The sequence below is a fragment of the Microbispora bryophytorum genome (genome assembly GCF_043197435.1).
Classification (GTDB): domain Bacteria; phylum Actinomycetota; class Actinomycetes; order Streptosporangiales; family Streptosporangiaceae; genus Microbispora; species Microbispora bryophytorum.
In genome coordinates this window covers 798,309-812,094 of record NZ_JBICTF010000003.1, presented here as the reverse complement: position 1 = coordinate 812,094, position 13,786 = coordinate 798,309, and the positions used below count along the sequence as shown (strand labels likewise).

Annotated in this window: 11 protein-coding genes; 7 read left to right on the top strand and 4 right to left on the bottom strand. The window is 72.0% G+C overall.

Annotated elements, in window-relative coordinates; translation table 11 throughout:
* Positions 1-79 precede the first annotated feature (79 nt).
* The gene (locus ACGFIB_RS12905; RefSeq protein ID WP_425280121.1) at positions 80-670 is read right to left on the bottom strand and encodes an Rv1733c family protein; all 591 of its coding nucleotides are present in this window, start codon (positions 668-670) and stop codon (positions 80-82) included.
* 44 nt (positions 671-714) lie between these two features.
* Entirely contained in the window at positions 715-1,479 is a 765-nt protein-coding gene (locus ACGFIB_RS12900) for an enoyl-CoA hydratase/isomerase family protein (RefSeq protein ID WP_393371286.1), read from the bottom strand.
* Between the two features lie 114 nt (positions 1,480-1,593).
* Here ACGFIB_RS12900 and ACGFIB_RS12895 point away from each other — a divergent pair, with 114 nt between their 5' ends.
* Genes ACGFIB_RS12895 through ACGFIB_RS12880 form a run of 4 tightly spaced genes read left to right on the top strand, consistent with a single transcriptional unit; the run spans position 1,594 to position 6,372 of the window.
* Entirely contained in the window at positions 1,594-2,853 is a 1,260-nt protein-coding gene (locus ACGFIB_RS12895; protein ID WP_393371283.1) for a DUF5685 family protein, read from the top strand.
* Positions 2,854-2,895: 42 nt separating this feature from the next.
* Positions 2,896-3,852 carry an ABC transporter permease subunit gene (locus tag ACGFIB_RS12890; protein ID WP_357256549.1) on the top strand — a complete coding sequence of 319 codons (957 nt, stop codon included), beginning with the start codon at positions 2,896-2,898 and terminating at the stop codon, positions 3,850-3,852.
* On the top strand, positions 3,849-5,582 hold the full coding sequence (locus ACGFIB_RS12885; protein ID WP_393371279.1) for a branched-chain amino acid ABC transporter ATP-binding protein/permease: 1,734 nt from the start codon (positions 3,849-3,851) through the stop codon (positions 5,580-5,582). The genes ACGFIB_RS12890 and ACGFIB_RS12885 overlap by 4 nt, the downstream gene beginning before the upstream one ends.
* Before the next feature lie 19 nt (positions 5,583-5,601).
* On the top strand, positions 5,602-6,372 hold the full coding sequence (locus ACGFIB_RS12880; protein ID WP_357164394.1) for an ABC transporter ATP-binding protein: 771 nt from the start codon (positions 5,602-5,604) through the stop codon (positions 6,370-6,372).
* Between the two features lie 79 nt (positions 6,373-6,451).
* Here the strand turns inward: ACGFIB_RS12880 and ACGFIB_RS12875 are convergent, their stop codons facing one another.
* Complete coding sequence (locus ACGFIB_RS12875; protein ID WP_393371276.1) at positions 6,452-7,684, bottom strand: ABC transporter substrate-binding protein; 1,233 nt, start codon at positions 7,682-7,684, stop codon at positions 6,452-6,454.
* 115 nt (positions 7,685-7,799) lie between these two features.
* Between ACGFIB_RS12875 and ACGFIB_RS12870 the strand changes: the two genes are divergently transcribed.
* From ACGFIB_RS12870 to ACGFIB_RS12860, 3 genes are all read left to right on the top strand, one after another.
* On the top strand, positions 7,800-8,306 hold the full coding sequence (locus ACGFIB_RS12870; RefSeq protein ID WP_357244001.1) for a hypothetical protein: 507 nt from the start codon (positions 7,800-7,802) through the stop codon (positions 8,304-8,306).
* A gap of 247 nt (positions 8,307-8,553) precedes the next feature.
* Positions 8,554-10,941 carry a WD40/YVTN/BNR-like repeat-containing protein gene (locus tag ACGFIB_RS12865; RefSeq protein ID WP_393371272.1) on the top strand — a complete coding sequence of 796 codons (2,388 nt, stop codon included), beginning with the start codon at positions 8,554-8,556 and terminating at the stop codon, positions 10,939-10,941.
* A 162-nt stretch (positions 10,942-11,103) separates the two neighbouring features.
* Positions 11,104-12,672 carry a hypothetical protein gene (locus tag ACGFIB_RS12860; RefSeq protein ID WP_393371270.1) on the top strand — a complete coding sequence of 523 codons (1,569 nt, stop codon included), beginning with the start codon at positions 11,104-11,106 and terminating at the stop codon, positions 12,670-12,672.
* A 36-nt stretch (positions 12,673-12,708) separates the two neighbouring features.
* On the opposite strand, the gene ACGFIB_RS12855 is transcribed toward ACGFIB_RS12860, so the two are convergent.
* Entirely contained in the window at positions 12,709-13,767 is a 1,059-nt protein-coding gene (locus ACGFIB_RS12855) for a mechanosensitive ion channel family protein (protein ID WP_393371267.1), read from the bottom strand.
* Positions 13,768-13,786 lie beyond the last annotated feature (19 nt).

Sequence of the window (13,786 nt, the reverse complement as noted above, 5' to 3'; positions counted from 1 at the left end):
CCGGATCACCTCGATGGGGACGTCCGAGATCGAACGCCGAGGCTGAATCGCCGGCCGGGGCGACGCGCCGGGCGTCCGTTCAGCGGCCGTTGATCCGCCACATGGGTTCGACCACGGTCCACTGGGCCTCCCACACCCGGCGGGCCCTGCGCTGGTTGACCAGGCGGGTGCAGGTCACCAGCAGCGCGAGGATCGCGGCGGCGCCCAGCGGGACGCCCGTGCCGACGGTCAGCGCGGCGACCACCGTGGTCTCCCGGTCCTGCGGCCGGGGCGCGATCACGCCTGCGTCGTCGGTCCAGATGTGCACGGTCTCGCCCGCATGCCTGCTGGGCGGGGCCTCGATCACTCCGGCCCTCGCCGTGCCGTCGGGGGCCACCCAGACGGCCTGGGCATGCCCGACCGCCGCTCCGGCCACCGACAGCCGGGGCGTCGTCACCTCGCCCGTCAGCGTGGCCGCGACCTGATGCCGGGCGTGCGCCTGCTGGGCCTCGGTCCTCAGGCCGTCACCGTACTCGCGCATGCCGAGCATCACGCCGAACACGAGCGCGGCCACGACTCCCAGCACCGCGGCAAGCCGGATCACCGCTTCGACCCGGTCACACCGGCGCCTAAGCGGATTCCTATCAAGCCCCAGCCATCGGGCGGACCTGGCGAATGGATTCTGCGACATCTCACACCTCACAGGGTCATTACCACTGCGAGTCCCGTTTATGCCTATTTTGCATCCCAAGAGAATCCAGGGGAACGCCCCTCCCGATATGCCCGGACACCTTCGGCCATTTCCCCGCTCTCCCTGGCCTCCCGCTGCCAGGCGCGCACCTCGGCCTCCCCGGCCCGGCCGTCGATGATCTGCTTGGCCGCCATCATCGTCAGCCGGGACCGGCCGGCCATCGTGGCCGCCAGGCCGTAGACCCGCTCGCGCAGGTCCTCAGGCGGGCACACCTCGTCGACGAGACCGAGGCGCAGGGCGTGTTCTGCGCCGATGAGCTCGGCGGAGAAGAGCAGAAGCTTGGCGGCGGCGGGCCCGGCGATCTCCGCGAGCCGCCGCGTGGAGCTGAGCGGATAGACGATCCCGAGCTTGGCCGGGGTGACGCCGAAGCGGGCCCCGGTCGCCGCGATGCGCAGATCGCAGGCGAGCGCGAGCTGGCATCCGCCGCCGACGCAGTATCCCTCGATCATCGCGATCACGGGCTTGGGAAAGGTCACCAATGCGTGCTCTGCGACAACAGTGAGACCGGTGTCATCGTCGTTATCGCCAAGCTCATGAATTTCCGAAATATCAGCACCGGAGCAAAATGTTCCGCCGGCTCCGGTAAGGAGGAGAACACGTACCTTCGGCTCGGCGGCGAGGTCCGCGAGAATGCCCGGCAGCGCCCGCCACATGGCGGCGGTCACGGCGTTGCGGGTGGCGGGCCGGTTGATGGTGAGAGTGGCGACGTGCTCGTCGATGGCCAGTTCGAACCCGTCGGTAACTTCCATACCCCGATTGTCCGGCTCACCCGCCCGGCTACTCCGGCAGGGTCCCGGCCCGTAGTGACATAATCGCCGCGCAACGGGATGATCCCGTACGCATGACCCCCAAGGAGTCTCTGGGTGTTCGGGATCCTCCGGCCGTGTGCCCGCCACTCCTGTCCGTCCGTCCACGAGGCCTGGCGCGCGCACCTGTGCGGGCTCTGCCTGACGCTGCGGGACCGGCACGGACATCTGGCCCGCCTGGCGACCAACTACGACGGCCTCATCCTGTCCGTGCTGACCGAGGCCCAGTCACAGGCCCAGTCACAGGCCCAGTCACAGTCACAGTCACAGTCACAGGCCGGGGCCGTTGCCGGGGCGGGGGCGAACCGGCGGACCGCCGGGCCCTGCGCGCTGCGCGGCTTCCAGCGGGCGGAGGTGGTGCCGTCGGACGACCGGGGCGCCCGCCTGGCCGCCGTGGTCTCGCTGGCCCTCGCCTCGGGCAAGATCCGCGACCACGCGGCCGACGGCGACGGGATCGCGGCCCGGCGCGTGGCCGGCGCCCCGATGCGCGCCACGGCCGCCATCTGGGCCTCGACCGCCCGGCGCGGCGCGGCGTCGATCGGCTTCGACACGGCCGTCCTGACCGAGGTCTCCGCCCGCCAGGCGCTGCTGGAGGCGTCTCCCGGACGCGGGCTGCTCGACGTCACCGAGCCCACCGAGACCGCGGTGGCCGCGGCCTTCGCGCACACCGCCACGCTCGCGGGCCGGCCGGGCAACGCCGAGAGCCTGCGCGAGGCCGGCCGTTTCTTCGGCCGGATCGCGCACCTGATCGACGCGGTCGAGGACCTCGCCGAGGATCGGGCCCGCGGGGCGTACAACCCGCTGGACGCGACCGGCACCTCGCCCGCCGAGGCCCGGCGCGTGTGCGAGGAGGCGCTGCACGGGCTGCGCCTGGCCGTACGCGACCTCGACCTGGAGGAGCGGCACCTGGCCGAGGCGCTGCTGTGCGGCGAGACCCGCCGCGCCGTCGACCGGGCGTTCGGGCCGCGTGCCCACGGCTCCGCCTGTGCGGCGCACCGCACACCGGCCGGGGACACCTCCCCCGCGCCGTCCGGACCCCCGCCCGGCGGCTCCCCCGAGGGCCCCGGCGACCGCCCGGGGATCGCGCTGACGGCGCTGGCCTGGGCGGCGATCGTCCTGACCTGCGGGCTCTACCGCCCACCGTGGAGCGAGCATCGGAACGCGCCGTGGACCGAGCGCTGCTGCTGTGACAGCTGCGACTGCCCCGACTGCTCGGATTGTTGCGACTGCTGCGACTGCTGCTCGTCCTGCTCCGATTGTTGCTCGGGCGACGGCTGCTGCTGCGGGGACGGCTGCTGCTGCGACTGCGGTTCCTAGTGGCGCCGGGTCATGTGATCGAGGACGGGAGGACAGTGTCCGGTGAGTGGAGGAGTGGCCCTGCAGGCGATCCTGAGCGGGTTGGCTCTGGGTGCGGCCTACGGCTTGATCGCGATGGGCTTCACCCTCGTCTACCGGCTCACCAGGGTGATCGCCTTCGCGCACGGCGATCTCGTGGTCGGCGGTGTCTTCGTCGGTGTGCTGGCGGTGCTCGGGACCACGCCGGTGGCGGCGGCCCCGGGCCTGGCGCGCTCCGCCGGGCTGGCGGTGCTGGTCGTCGCCGCCGGAGCGGCACTGTCGGCAGGTGTCTATTTCATCGCCGTGAGGCCCTTCCTGCCGGGAGCCGGGCACCGGTCCACCGGCGGGGACGTCCTGGGCTGGGTGGCGGGTGGCCTGGCCGCCGGGCTGCTGATCCGTGAGGTTCTCGGGCTGGTGCTCACGCAGGACGCCTACGCGGTGCCGGATCCGTTGCGCCTCGGCCGGTTGACGCCTTCGGGGGTGCTGCAACTGCCCGGGGGAGGCACGGTTGCGGTTCGCACGCTCGGTGTCATCGGGATCGGATTGGCCGTGGGGATCCTGGTCGAGCGGCTGCTCGTGCTCACCCCGGTCGGCACGGCGATGACGGCGGTCAGTGACGATCCCACCGCTGCCGCGCTGCTCGGCCTTCCGGTACGGCGGCTGGTGCTCGTCGCCTTCGTGGTGGCCGGCGCGCTGGCCGGTCTGGCGGGGCTGTTGATCGCGCCGGACCGGTCGCTCGGCGTCGACGACGGCGTCGTCCTCGGCCTCAAGGCGATGGCGGCCGCGCTGCTGGGCGGCCTTGGATCGGTGCGCGGCGCGCTGGCCGGAGGGCTGGCGCTCGGCGTGATCGAGTCGTTGATCGTCGCATCGGACGTTCTCGGCCCGCGCTTCGCCGACGTGGTGCCGCTGGCCATCCTGTTGATCGTGCTCGCCCTCGGGCGGCAGGGCCTGCGATCACCGCTGCGTGAGGACCCGGAATGATGGTCGAGCTGGCACACCACCTGTATCTGCTGGTCGCGGTGCTCGGGCTCGCCCTGTCCGTCTCGTACGGAGGGCAACCCGTCCTGTGCCAGGGCGCGTTCCTGGCCGTGGGCGGCTTCGGCGTCGCCCATCTGGAACGCGCGGGTTTGCCGCTCGCCGGCGCCGTGCTCGTCGGCGCCGTGCTCGCGGCGTGCGCCGGCTACCTGGTCGGCCTGCTCACGGCTCGGCTGCGCGGCGCGGCGGTCGCGCTGTCGACGTGGGCGTTCGCCTGGCTCGTGTACGCGGTCCTCGATGCGTTTCCCACCGTGTCCGGCGGCAGCCAGGGGCTGGTCCGCCCGTCGCCGGCCCGCCTGCATTCACCGGTTTTCGATGTGACCGTCACTCTCACCCCGCTGGCCCACGTCGTCGTGGCGGGATCGATGTGCCTGCTGACGCTGGCCATGGTGGCCCGGCTGACCCGCGGGCCGGCCGGACTGGAGTGGGCGGCCCTGCGCGAGGCCCCCGCGCTCGCCACCTCCCTCGGGGTGCCGGTGCTTCGCCGCAGAGCCGCCCTCTTCGCCACGACCGCGGCCGTCGCGGCGGTGTCCGGCGCGGGCATCACCGTGCTGCTCGGGGTCGCCGCCCCGTCCGACGTCTCGCCGCTGCTGTCTCTCCAGCTGTTCGTGGCGGCGCTGATCGGGGGTACGGCGCGGCTGTGGGGACCGGTGCTGGGCCTGCTCGTGATCGCCGTGATCCCGCCGCTGGCCGACGGGCTCGCCGGCGCGGCCGGTCTTCCGGCCGAGGCGTCCGGCGGCGTGCTCACCGCCGTGGCGCTGGTCGCGGTTCCGCTCCTCCGCGGGCCGGTCGAACGGTTCGCGGGCCGGTGGCCGGAGCGCACGCGGCGCCCGGGTGAGCCGGTGGAGGACACCGAGGACCTCGCCCCCCGCACCGCGGCCTCCCGGGAGGCGGTGGTGCTGACCGCCCGAGGGCTGGATGTCGGCATCGGGGAGACGGACATCCTCACGGGGGTGGACCTGGAGGTGCGGGCCGGACAGGTCCACGCGCTCATCGGGCCCAATGGCAGCGGCAAGACGACGGCCCTGCGCGCCCTCGCCGGCGCCCTGCGGCCCAAGGGCGGCCGGATCCTGCTGGAGGAGACCGACGTCACCCGGGCCGGCCAGCTCGAAATGGTCAGGCGGGGGGTGACCCGGACGTTCCAGCGCACCGTCGGTCTTGAGCGGCTCAGTCCCTACCGTCAGCTGCTGCTCGGCGTGCGCGGCGGGTCACCGGTGCCGTTCGCCGCCGTCCGGCACCTTTTCGCGAGTGAGTCGATGCGGGACCACGCGGCCGCCGCCGACCGCGAGGCGTGGAGGGCGCTGCGACTGACGGAGCTCGCCGGGCGCGCGTCCGACCGCCCGGGGGATCTCGGCGCCGGCGAGCAGCGCCTCCTGCAGGTGGCCCGCGCCGTGGCGACCGGGGCGCGCGTGCTCCTGCTCGACGAGCCGGCCGTCGGCATGACCGGGCCTGAACGCGTCGTCCTGGCCCGTGTCCTGCGCCGCCTTGCGGCAGGCGGCGCGGCCATTCTGCTGGTCGAACACGACCTGGCGCTGGTGCACGGCGTCGCGGACAGGATCACCGTCCTGGATCGCGGCCGGGTGCTGGCGACCGGAACCCCCGAGTCGACCGCCGCCGACCCCGCCGTACGCCGGGTCTACCTCGGTGACACCGACCCGTCGTCCGCGCGCGGCTGACGCGCTGAGAGGAGACTGCGTGGCCCTGCTAGAGGTCCGCGGGCTGTGCGCCCGCCACGGCGCCGTACCGGTGCTGCACGATGTGTCCTTCCATGTCGGGCGCGGCGAGATCGTCGCGTTGCTCGGCGGCAACGGCGCGGGCAAGACGACCGTCGCCCGTTGCGTGTCGGGGCTGCACCGGCCGAGCTCGGGCGAGGTGACGTTGGACGGCCGGGACATCACCCGGTGCGATCCCCGGCGGATCGTGCGATGGGGGCTGAGTCACGTGTCCGAGGGCAGACGCGTCTTCCCCAGCCTCACAGTGGAGGAGAACCTCACTCTCGGCGCCTACCTCGACGGCCGCCGCACGCACGTCGTCGCCGAGCGCCGAGAGGGCGTCTACCGGACTTTTCCGCGCCTGGCCGAGCGGCGCACGCAGCGCGCCGGCAGCATGTCCGGCGGAGAGCAGCAGATGCTCGTCATCGGCCGCGGCCTCATGTCCGCACCCACGCTGCTGGTCCTCGACGAACCGTCGGCCGGTCTGGCTCCGGCCTCGGTCGCCGCGCTCGGCGAGGACATCGCCGCCATTCGAGCCGGGGGCACGGCCGTTCTGCTCATCGAGCAGCACCTGCAGCTGGCTCTGCGACTCGCCGATCGGCTCGTCGTGCTGCGGGACGGTCACGTGATCCTCAGCGGGTCCACCGAGGATGTGGCGGCCGATCCGCGAATCGGCCGGATGTACTTCGGCGACGGCGACTCCCCGGATCGAGTCGTGCCCAAGACGCGCCAGGGGCACTCCTCCCCCTCCTGAGGACCGGGCCTGCTCCGGTAGTCGCGGTGAGCCGCCCGGGCTTCCGGGAGTCCCGGCGCGCCTCCCCGTGGTGACGCCGTCAGTCCTGCAGCTGGTTCACGGAGGGGAGGGTGTCGGAGAGCGGGTCGTCGCCGACGGGTTCGAAGACAAAGCCGTGGAAGCGAGCGAAGTACATGTCGCTGGGGTTGACCCCCTCGTGCTGGTCGGCCGCGTAGCCGCGGTAGTCGCCGTTGGCGCCGGTGATGCTGATCTTGTTCAGAGCCTCCATGAGCGGCTCGCCCGGCGCGCCGGCCTCGCTGAGCGACGCGGCGACCAGGCGCACCGAGTCGTAGGAGAACATCGCCCAGTCCGGCGGCTGCACGACCTGCTTGCCGTCCTGGCGGACACCGACCAGATCGACGCCCATCTTCGCCTCATAGCCGGCGCGGAACTGCTCGAACGGCACCGGGCCGACCTCGCTGGTCATCCGGAACGAGGCGAAGGTGACCTGGTCGAGCCAGTCCGGATGCTCGGCCAGGCGCCGGCGGACCAGCGGGTCCTCACCGGTGGGCCCGGTGTAGACGGGCACCTCCCAGCCCAGCGCGTGGACGGCCTGGACGACGGCGATCACGTCGCTCGCGCTCGCCCACACCACGAGCCTGTCGGCGCCCGCCTGCCGCGCGGCGAGCACCTGGGTGGTCAGGTCGGACGAGCGGGCCGGCGCTTTCTGATCCGCCACCACCTTCACCTCGTCGATCTTGAAGGCCGCCAGCAGCGCGGCCCGGCCCTGTTCCCCGTAGGTGGAGTCGTCGCTGATCAGGCCCACCTTGGGGTGGCTGTTGGCGATGTAGTCGGCGAGCCTGCGCGCCATGGGCTTGTTGGCCGGCGCCATCCGGAAGAGGCTCGGCCGGTGGACCGGGTCGATCAGCTCGTCGCCGCCTTCGAAGCAGATGAAGACCGGCAGGTGCGCGGGGTCGGTGATCGGCGCGACGGAGGCCGCCCCGGTCCCGTCGGTGAGCAGGACGGCCGCGTGGTCGTCGACCGCCTTACGGGCGTTCGCGGCGGCCTTGGCCGGCGAGCCGGCGTTGTCGAGCACGGTCAGCCCGACCTTGCGGGCGCCCGACGGGGTGGTGACCCCGCCGTGTGCGTTGAGCTCGTCGACCGCGAGCCGGGCCCCGCGTTCGATGAAGGCACCGATCCACGGCTCGGTCGACATCGGCGCGCTGACGACCACCTGGAACTCGTCGGCGGACGTCCCCCCTGATCCACCGCCCGCGCAGGCCGCGACCAGCACGAGGAGCGAAGCGAGCCACATCGTCACCATTCGTGACATGTGGCCACGTCGGTAAACCTGATAGCGTCGCCGCCCGCGGGCGGGTCCGCCCGTTTCGAGGGATTCCTGCCCGATCATGCGCAGGACATTATCTTACGTCTGAGGAATCCGTTTCATGAACATCGCACGACTGATCGCTACGGCCAGCATCGCCGTCGCCGCCGTGGCGTCGCTCGCCGCCTGCGGGGAAACGTCGAACGACGCCGCCCAGGAGAGCCCGGCCACCACTTCGGCGGCGAGCCCCGCCACCACTTCGACTGGGAGCGCCACGGCGGCGGGCAACGGCATCCCCTGCTCGCAGGCCGGCGACCTGACCGGCACGCCTGAGCGGAAGCCGCCCGCGGACCTGCCGTTGCCGCCCGGCGGGCAGCTCTACATGTCCAAGGGCCCCTTCGGCAAGACCGAGCTGTTCTTCGTCGCGAAGGACGCTGACCCCACCAACCTCGACGGTGTTCGCGACGAGGCCGCCGACGTGCTCGCCAAGGCCGGATACAAGATCGAGCGCAAGGACCAGGAAGAGGGCTCGGAGGCCGAGGCCCACCTGTCCGGACCGCACGACGTGGCCATCCAGGTGATCCAGCTGTGCGAAGGAAAGGTCCGGGTCAAGTACACGCTCTCGTAACGGACTGACCCACGGCCCGTGGCCGCTTCCTACATTTGTCGCATCGATCCAGTCGGCTCCGTCGGCGGGAACGTGCTGCTGGAGGCGGTGCACGGGCCAGTCTGTCCGTACGACGCGGCCGCCCGGTACGACCGATTACGGTCAAGAACTATCTACCTTCGACAGATGTCGCATTGACCAAATACTGCCGCTCTCTTTACCTTTTGTCCCCGGCTGTCCGCTGGGGACGGGACGAGGAGGCGTTGGCATGAGACGTAAGGTCCCGATGAGGCGGCATGCGCTGCCCGCGATCGGCGCGGCGGGGTTGCTTGCCTTCGCCGTGTCGGCTCTGACATTCCAGGGGCCCGCGTTCTCGGGTCAGGCCGCCCTGTCCGCGGGAAGCCAGACGAGCGCCTCCCTGCAAATTCCCGGTGAGGAGGAGGACGGCGGCCCCACCCAGCCGGCGGACTACCTCACCCAGAAGTTCACCTCCGGCCAGGACGTGACGCCCGCGCAGATCAAGCAGGCGGTCCAGCGGTCCAAGGCGCTCAAGCCGGGCAGCGGCACCTGGGACCTCCTCGGCCCCTCGAACATCGGAGGCCGCGTCACCGACCTGGCCGTCGACCCCGCCCACCCCGACACCTTGTACGTCGCGGCCTCCGGCGGCGGCGTCTGGAAGAGCACGGACGCCGGCGACACCTTCGAGCCGGCCTGGCCGAACGACAACACGCAGACGGTGGGCGCGCTCACGAGGGGGCCCGACGGCACGTTGTGGGCCGGCACCGGCGAGGCGAACCCGTCGGGCGGCGGTCTGACCTACTTCGGCGACGGCGTCTACAAGTCGACCGACGGCGGCCAGCACTGGCAGCAGTGGGGTCTCACCGACAGCGCGGCGATCGGCAAGATCGTCGTCGATCCCACGGACCCGCAGACGGTCTTCGTCGCGGCCTCCGGGAACCTGTCCGGGTCCGCGAGTGAGCGCGGCATCTACCGGCTGACGAACCGCGGCAAGGACTGGAAGCTCGTCCTGCCGACGCCGAACGCCACCACGGGCGGCGTCGACCTGGCGATCGACCCGACGAACCCCAAGCGCATCTTCGCGACGTTGTGGGACCACCAGCGCAACAGCGGCCGCCGCCTCTACGGCGGCGTCGGCTCCGGTCTGTTCCGCTCGGACGACGGCGGAGACACGTGGAAGCGGCTGGAGAACGTGACCGGCCGGCATGCCTCGGACGCCACGGGCACCGGCCTGACGAGCGACGCGAGCCTCGGCCGCATCGGAGTCGCGATCGCCCCGACCGACCCGAACCGGGTCTACGTGATCTCCGGCAACACGTACGGTGCCGACAAGGGCTTCTACGTCTCGGACGACGGCGGCGACTCGTTCGCGCCGAGCGGCCGCGCGGGCGCCTCGAGCGGCTACGAGTGGTGGTTCGGGCGGCTGTGGGTCGACCCGAAGGACAAGAACCACCTGTTCAACGCCGACGTGAACCTGCGCGAGTCCAAGGACGGCGGCGCGACGTGGGCCACCTCCAGCGGACCGCACTCCGACCAGCACATGGTGCAGTGGGACCCGAACGTCCCGAGCCGCGTCTACCTCGGGAACGATGGCGGTGTCTACCGCTCCGACACCAATGGCGCGACCCGCTCGTGGATCCACGGGACGTACCAGCCGTTCAACCAGTCGTACCACCTCGCGGTGGCCAGCGACGACCCGACCCGGCTCGCCTCCGGCCTGCAGGACAACGGAAGCCACCGCACCTGGACCGCCACCGCCGCGCCTTCGGACCTGATGCAGTGGAACTCCTACGGCGGCGGTGACGGCCACTACGTCGTGATCGACCCGAGCGACCACAACATCTACTACGAGTGCTCCCAGGGCGGAAGCTGCACGCGGCACGAGGACGCGAACGGCACCACCCGCAACATCCGGTTCGGGACGCGGCACTCCTCGCGGATCACGACGGACGCCCCGGTCGTCCTCGACCCGAGCAACCCGTCGGTCGTGTACTTCGGCGGCAACGTGCTCGACCGGTCGACCGACCGCGGCACGACCTTCACGCAGATCAGCCCGCCCGGGGACTTCCTCACCGGGCCGGTGCCGGCGGAGCAGGACGACCCGGGGTCGTACGGAGGCATGTACTCCACGATCACCGCGATCAGCCCGGCGAAGACCGACGGCAACACGATCTACGTCGGCACCGACACCGGCCGGCTCTGGAAGACGACCGACCTCGGCGCCACCTGGACCGAGTTCACCGGCAAGGGCCTGCCCGTCCGGTGGGTCAACTCGATCGTGGTCGACCCCTCCAACGCCGACCACGTGTACGTGGCCTACTCGGGCTACCGCGAGGGCGACAACGCGGCGAACGTCTGGGAGACGACCGACGGCGGCAACAGCTGGAAGAACATCAGCGGCAAGCTGCCCAACGCGCCGGTCGAGATGCTCGCCTACGACCAGCCGAGCGACCAGCTCTACGCGGCGACCGACTTCGGCGTCTTCTACGACAAGAACGGCAAGAAGAACTGGAAGCGGCTCGGCGCCGGCCTGCCCAACACGCCGGTGCTCGACATCACGATCACCGGTGACCGCAAGACGCTGTACGCGGCGACGTTCGGCCGCAGCGTCTGGAAGATCGCGCTGCCGCAGCAGTAACCGGTCACACCCCTGACGGTCGAGGAGGGCGGGCCCACAACGGGCCCGCCCTCCCCGCGTTTTCGGACAGGGTCATCTCCGGAAGCGGCCCGGTGCCGCAGCCGATTCGATCGCGCCCGATTCGATCGCGTCCGAAGATCGCGCACATATATGGTCGGCCCCATGGCAAGATCGCGGCCTCCTTTCCACCGGCTCACCTCCGCCGAGCGACGGCTGTGGGAGGCCTATCCCACCGGCGCCTGGGTCGACCTGCGCGAGGGCCACGAGGTGGACCCTTCCTCCGGCGGTTCCTGGGGCCGTTCCCGGGTGGTCCGGGCGGAGGTGATCTCCGCCCTGGTGCTCGACCGGGGCGTCGGCGGATCGGCCCGGGTGCCGGGCGTCCGGCTCGCCGGGGCCAGGATCATCGGCGATCTCAACCTCTCCGACGCCACGATCGAGGCGAAGGTCCACCTGCTCGACTGCCACATCGCCGGAACGGTCTCGCTCAACGACGCCAGGACCAGGGGCGTACGGCTGCGGCGCTGCGACATCCTCCGCTTCCGGGCCAGCCGGGCCACGATCGACGGGCTTCTCGACCTCGACGGATCGACGGTCCACGCGGGGGTGCGCCTGGACAACGCCCACGTGACCGGGCAGCTCCGGCTCTCCGGCACGCGGGTGGGCACCCCCGGCGAGGCGCCGTACCGGGAACCGGGGGCGGACCCGTCGGAGGCGGCCTCCTGGAACGGGCCCGAGGGCTCCGAGGAGCCGCGGACCTGGGAGTCGGTCGCGCTGTGGGCCGGTGGGCTCGCCGTGGACGGCAGTGCCTTCTTACGCGACATGCGGGCCACGGGCGGCCTGCGGCTGATCGGCGCCCGCTTCTCCAGCGGGCTCTACCTCCAGGGTGCCGTCGTCACCGCGGACGGCACCCCCGCCGTGCACGCCGACCACATGCAGGCCGCGGCGGCCGAGCTCGGCGCGGGTCTCACCGCCCACGGAACCGTGCGGCTGCGCGGCGCGCGCATCGACGGGGTCCTGTCGTTCCACGGGGCGGTGCTGCGGGCGCGGGGCCGGGTGCTGCATCTGAGCCACATGCAGGCCGACGAGCTCATCCTGCTGCCCGAGTCGATCGAGGGCGAGGTCAACCTCGGCTACTCCCGCTTCGGTGTGCTGTTCGACCGTCCGGACAGCTACCCCGGCGACGTGCGCCTCAACGGGCTGACGTACGAGTCGCTGCGCGGGCCCGCGACCCTGGCGGACCGGCTCTCCTGGCTGCGGCGCGATCCCGGAGGCTACCTCCCCCAGCCGTACGAGCAGCTGGCCGCCTACTACCGGCGTATCGGGCACGAGCCTGACGCGCGCCGGGTGCTGCTGGCCAGGCAACGGGCGCGGCGGCGGACGCTGCGGGTGCCCGGGCGGCTGTGGGGCCGGCTGCTCGACGGGCTCGTCGGCTACGGCTACCGGCCCTGGCTCGCCGGTCTGTGGGCCGCGCTGCTCCTCGCCACGGGCACGGCGATCTTCACGCAGTGGCCGCCGCACCAGATCGGGCTGGACGAGTCGCGCCACTTCAACGCCTTCGTCTACACGCTCGACCTGCTCGTGCCGGTGAGCGTGTTCGAGCAGCGGGGCGCCTGGGAGCCGGCCGGATGGACCCAGTGGCTGGCGAACGGCCTGATCGCCGCGGGCTGGATCCTCGCCACCGCTCTCATCGCCGGAGCGAGCAGGCTCCTGCGGCCGTCCAACGCCCCCTGACACCCGTCAGAGCCGCCGGTCCGGTCGCGGCCGCGCTCATCGGCGTGCGGGGGTCTCGACGCGCAGGCGCGGGATGCTCTCGGGGTGCTTGTCGCGAATGAACGTCACCAGGTGCTCGCGGATGTCGCAGCGCAGGTCGAAGGCGCTCGCCGAGTCGGCCGCGCTCATCAGGGCGCGCAGCTCGACCAGCCCCTCCGGGGTGATGTCGGTGACCTGGAGCGTCCAGTCCTTCTGGTCCCACAGCGGGTTGTTCCGCAGCGCCCGGTAGAGCTCGGTGCGCACCTCCTCGACCGGGATCGACCAGTCCACCCGGAGATACACGCTGCCGAGGATGCGGCTTTCGTGGCGCGTCCAGTTCTCGAACGGATTGGTGGTGAAGTAGGACACCGGCAGGATGAGCCGCCGCTCGTCCCACAGGCGCAGCGCCACATAGGTGAGGGTCAGCTCCTCGATGCGGCCCCACTCGTCCTCGACCACGACCACGTCGTCGAGCCGCAGCGCGTCGCTGAAGGCGAGCTGCAGCCCGGCCAGCATGTTGCCGAGCGTGGACTGGGCCGCGATGCCGCCCACCACGCCGGCGATCCCGGCGGAGGCGAGCAGTCCCGCGCCGAGCGCCCGCACCTGCGGGAAGGTGAACAGCATCGCCCCCAGCGCGAGCACCACGACGACCGCCGCCGACACCCGGCGCACCAGCGCGATCTGGGTGCGGATGCGCCGGGCGCGGCGGTTGCGCTCGCCCTCGACCCGCGTCAGCCGGTCGAGCACGACATCGGTCACCGCGTACGCCGCCTGGATCATCAGCCAGGTCACGCCGGCGATGAGCAGCAGCGCGAGCAGGCGCTGGAAGCCGCGGGAGTCCGACCCGGGCATGCCGGGGTCGTAGGCCGCCTTGACGGTGCCCACCACGGCCGAGGCGAAGCCCGGCCAGGTGCACCTGCGCACGAACGGCCCGGCGAGCGCCCACCGCTCCCCTATCAGGCGCGATTTCAGCACCCGCCGGACCAGCTCCACCGCGACGATCGCGGCGGCCACGGCGATCGCCACGGTCGCCCAGTTCCACGCCGCCGCTGTGACGGCGCCCCCTGTCGTCGTCATGGCGTTCCCTTTGCCCTTT

Bases quoted from the DNA above. Each gene is read 5' to 3' on its own strand.
- ACGFIB_RS12905 (WP_425280121.1), bottom strand. From the start codon at position 670: ATGTCGCAGAATCCATTCGCCAGGTCCGCCCGATGGCTGGGGCTTGAT.
- ACGFIB_RS12900 (WP_393371286.1), bottom strand. From the start codon at position 1,479: ATGGAAGTTACCGACGGGTTCGAACTGGCCATCGACGAGCACGTCGCC.
- ACGFIB_RS12885 (WP_393371279.1), top strand. From the start codon at position 3,849: ATGATGGTCGAGCTGGCACACCACCTGTATCTGCTGGTCGCGGTGCTC.
- ACGFIB_RS12875 (WP_393371276.1), bottom strand. From the start codon at position 7,684: ATGTCACGAATGGTGACGATGTGGCTCGCTTCGCTCCTCGTGCTGGTC.
- ACGFIB_RS12870 (WP_357244001.1), top strand. From the start codon at position 7,800: ATGAACATCGCACGACTGATCGCTACGGCCAGCATCGCCGTCGCCGCC.
- ACGFIB_RS12865 (WP_393371272.1), top strand. From the start codon at position 8,554: ATGAGACGTAAGGTCCCGATGAGGCGGCATGCGCTGCCCGCGATCGGC.
- ACGFIB_RS12860 (WP_393371270.1), top strand. From the start codon at position 11,104: ATGGCAAGATCGCGGCCTCCTTTCCACCGGCTCACCTCCGCCGAGCGA.
- ACGFIB_RS12855 (WP_393371267.1), bottom strand. From the start codon at position 13,767: ATGACGACGACAGGGGGCGCCGTCACAGCGGCGGCGTGGAACTGGGCG.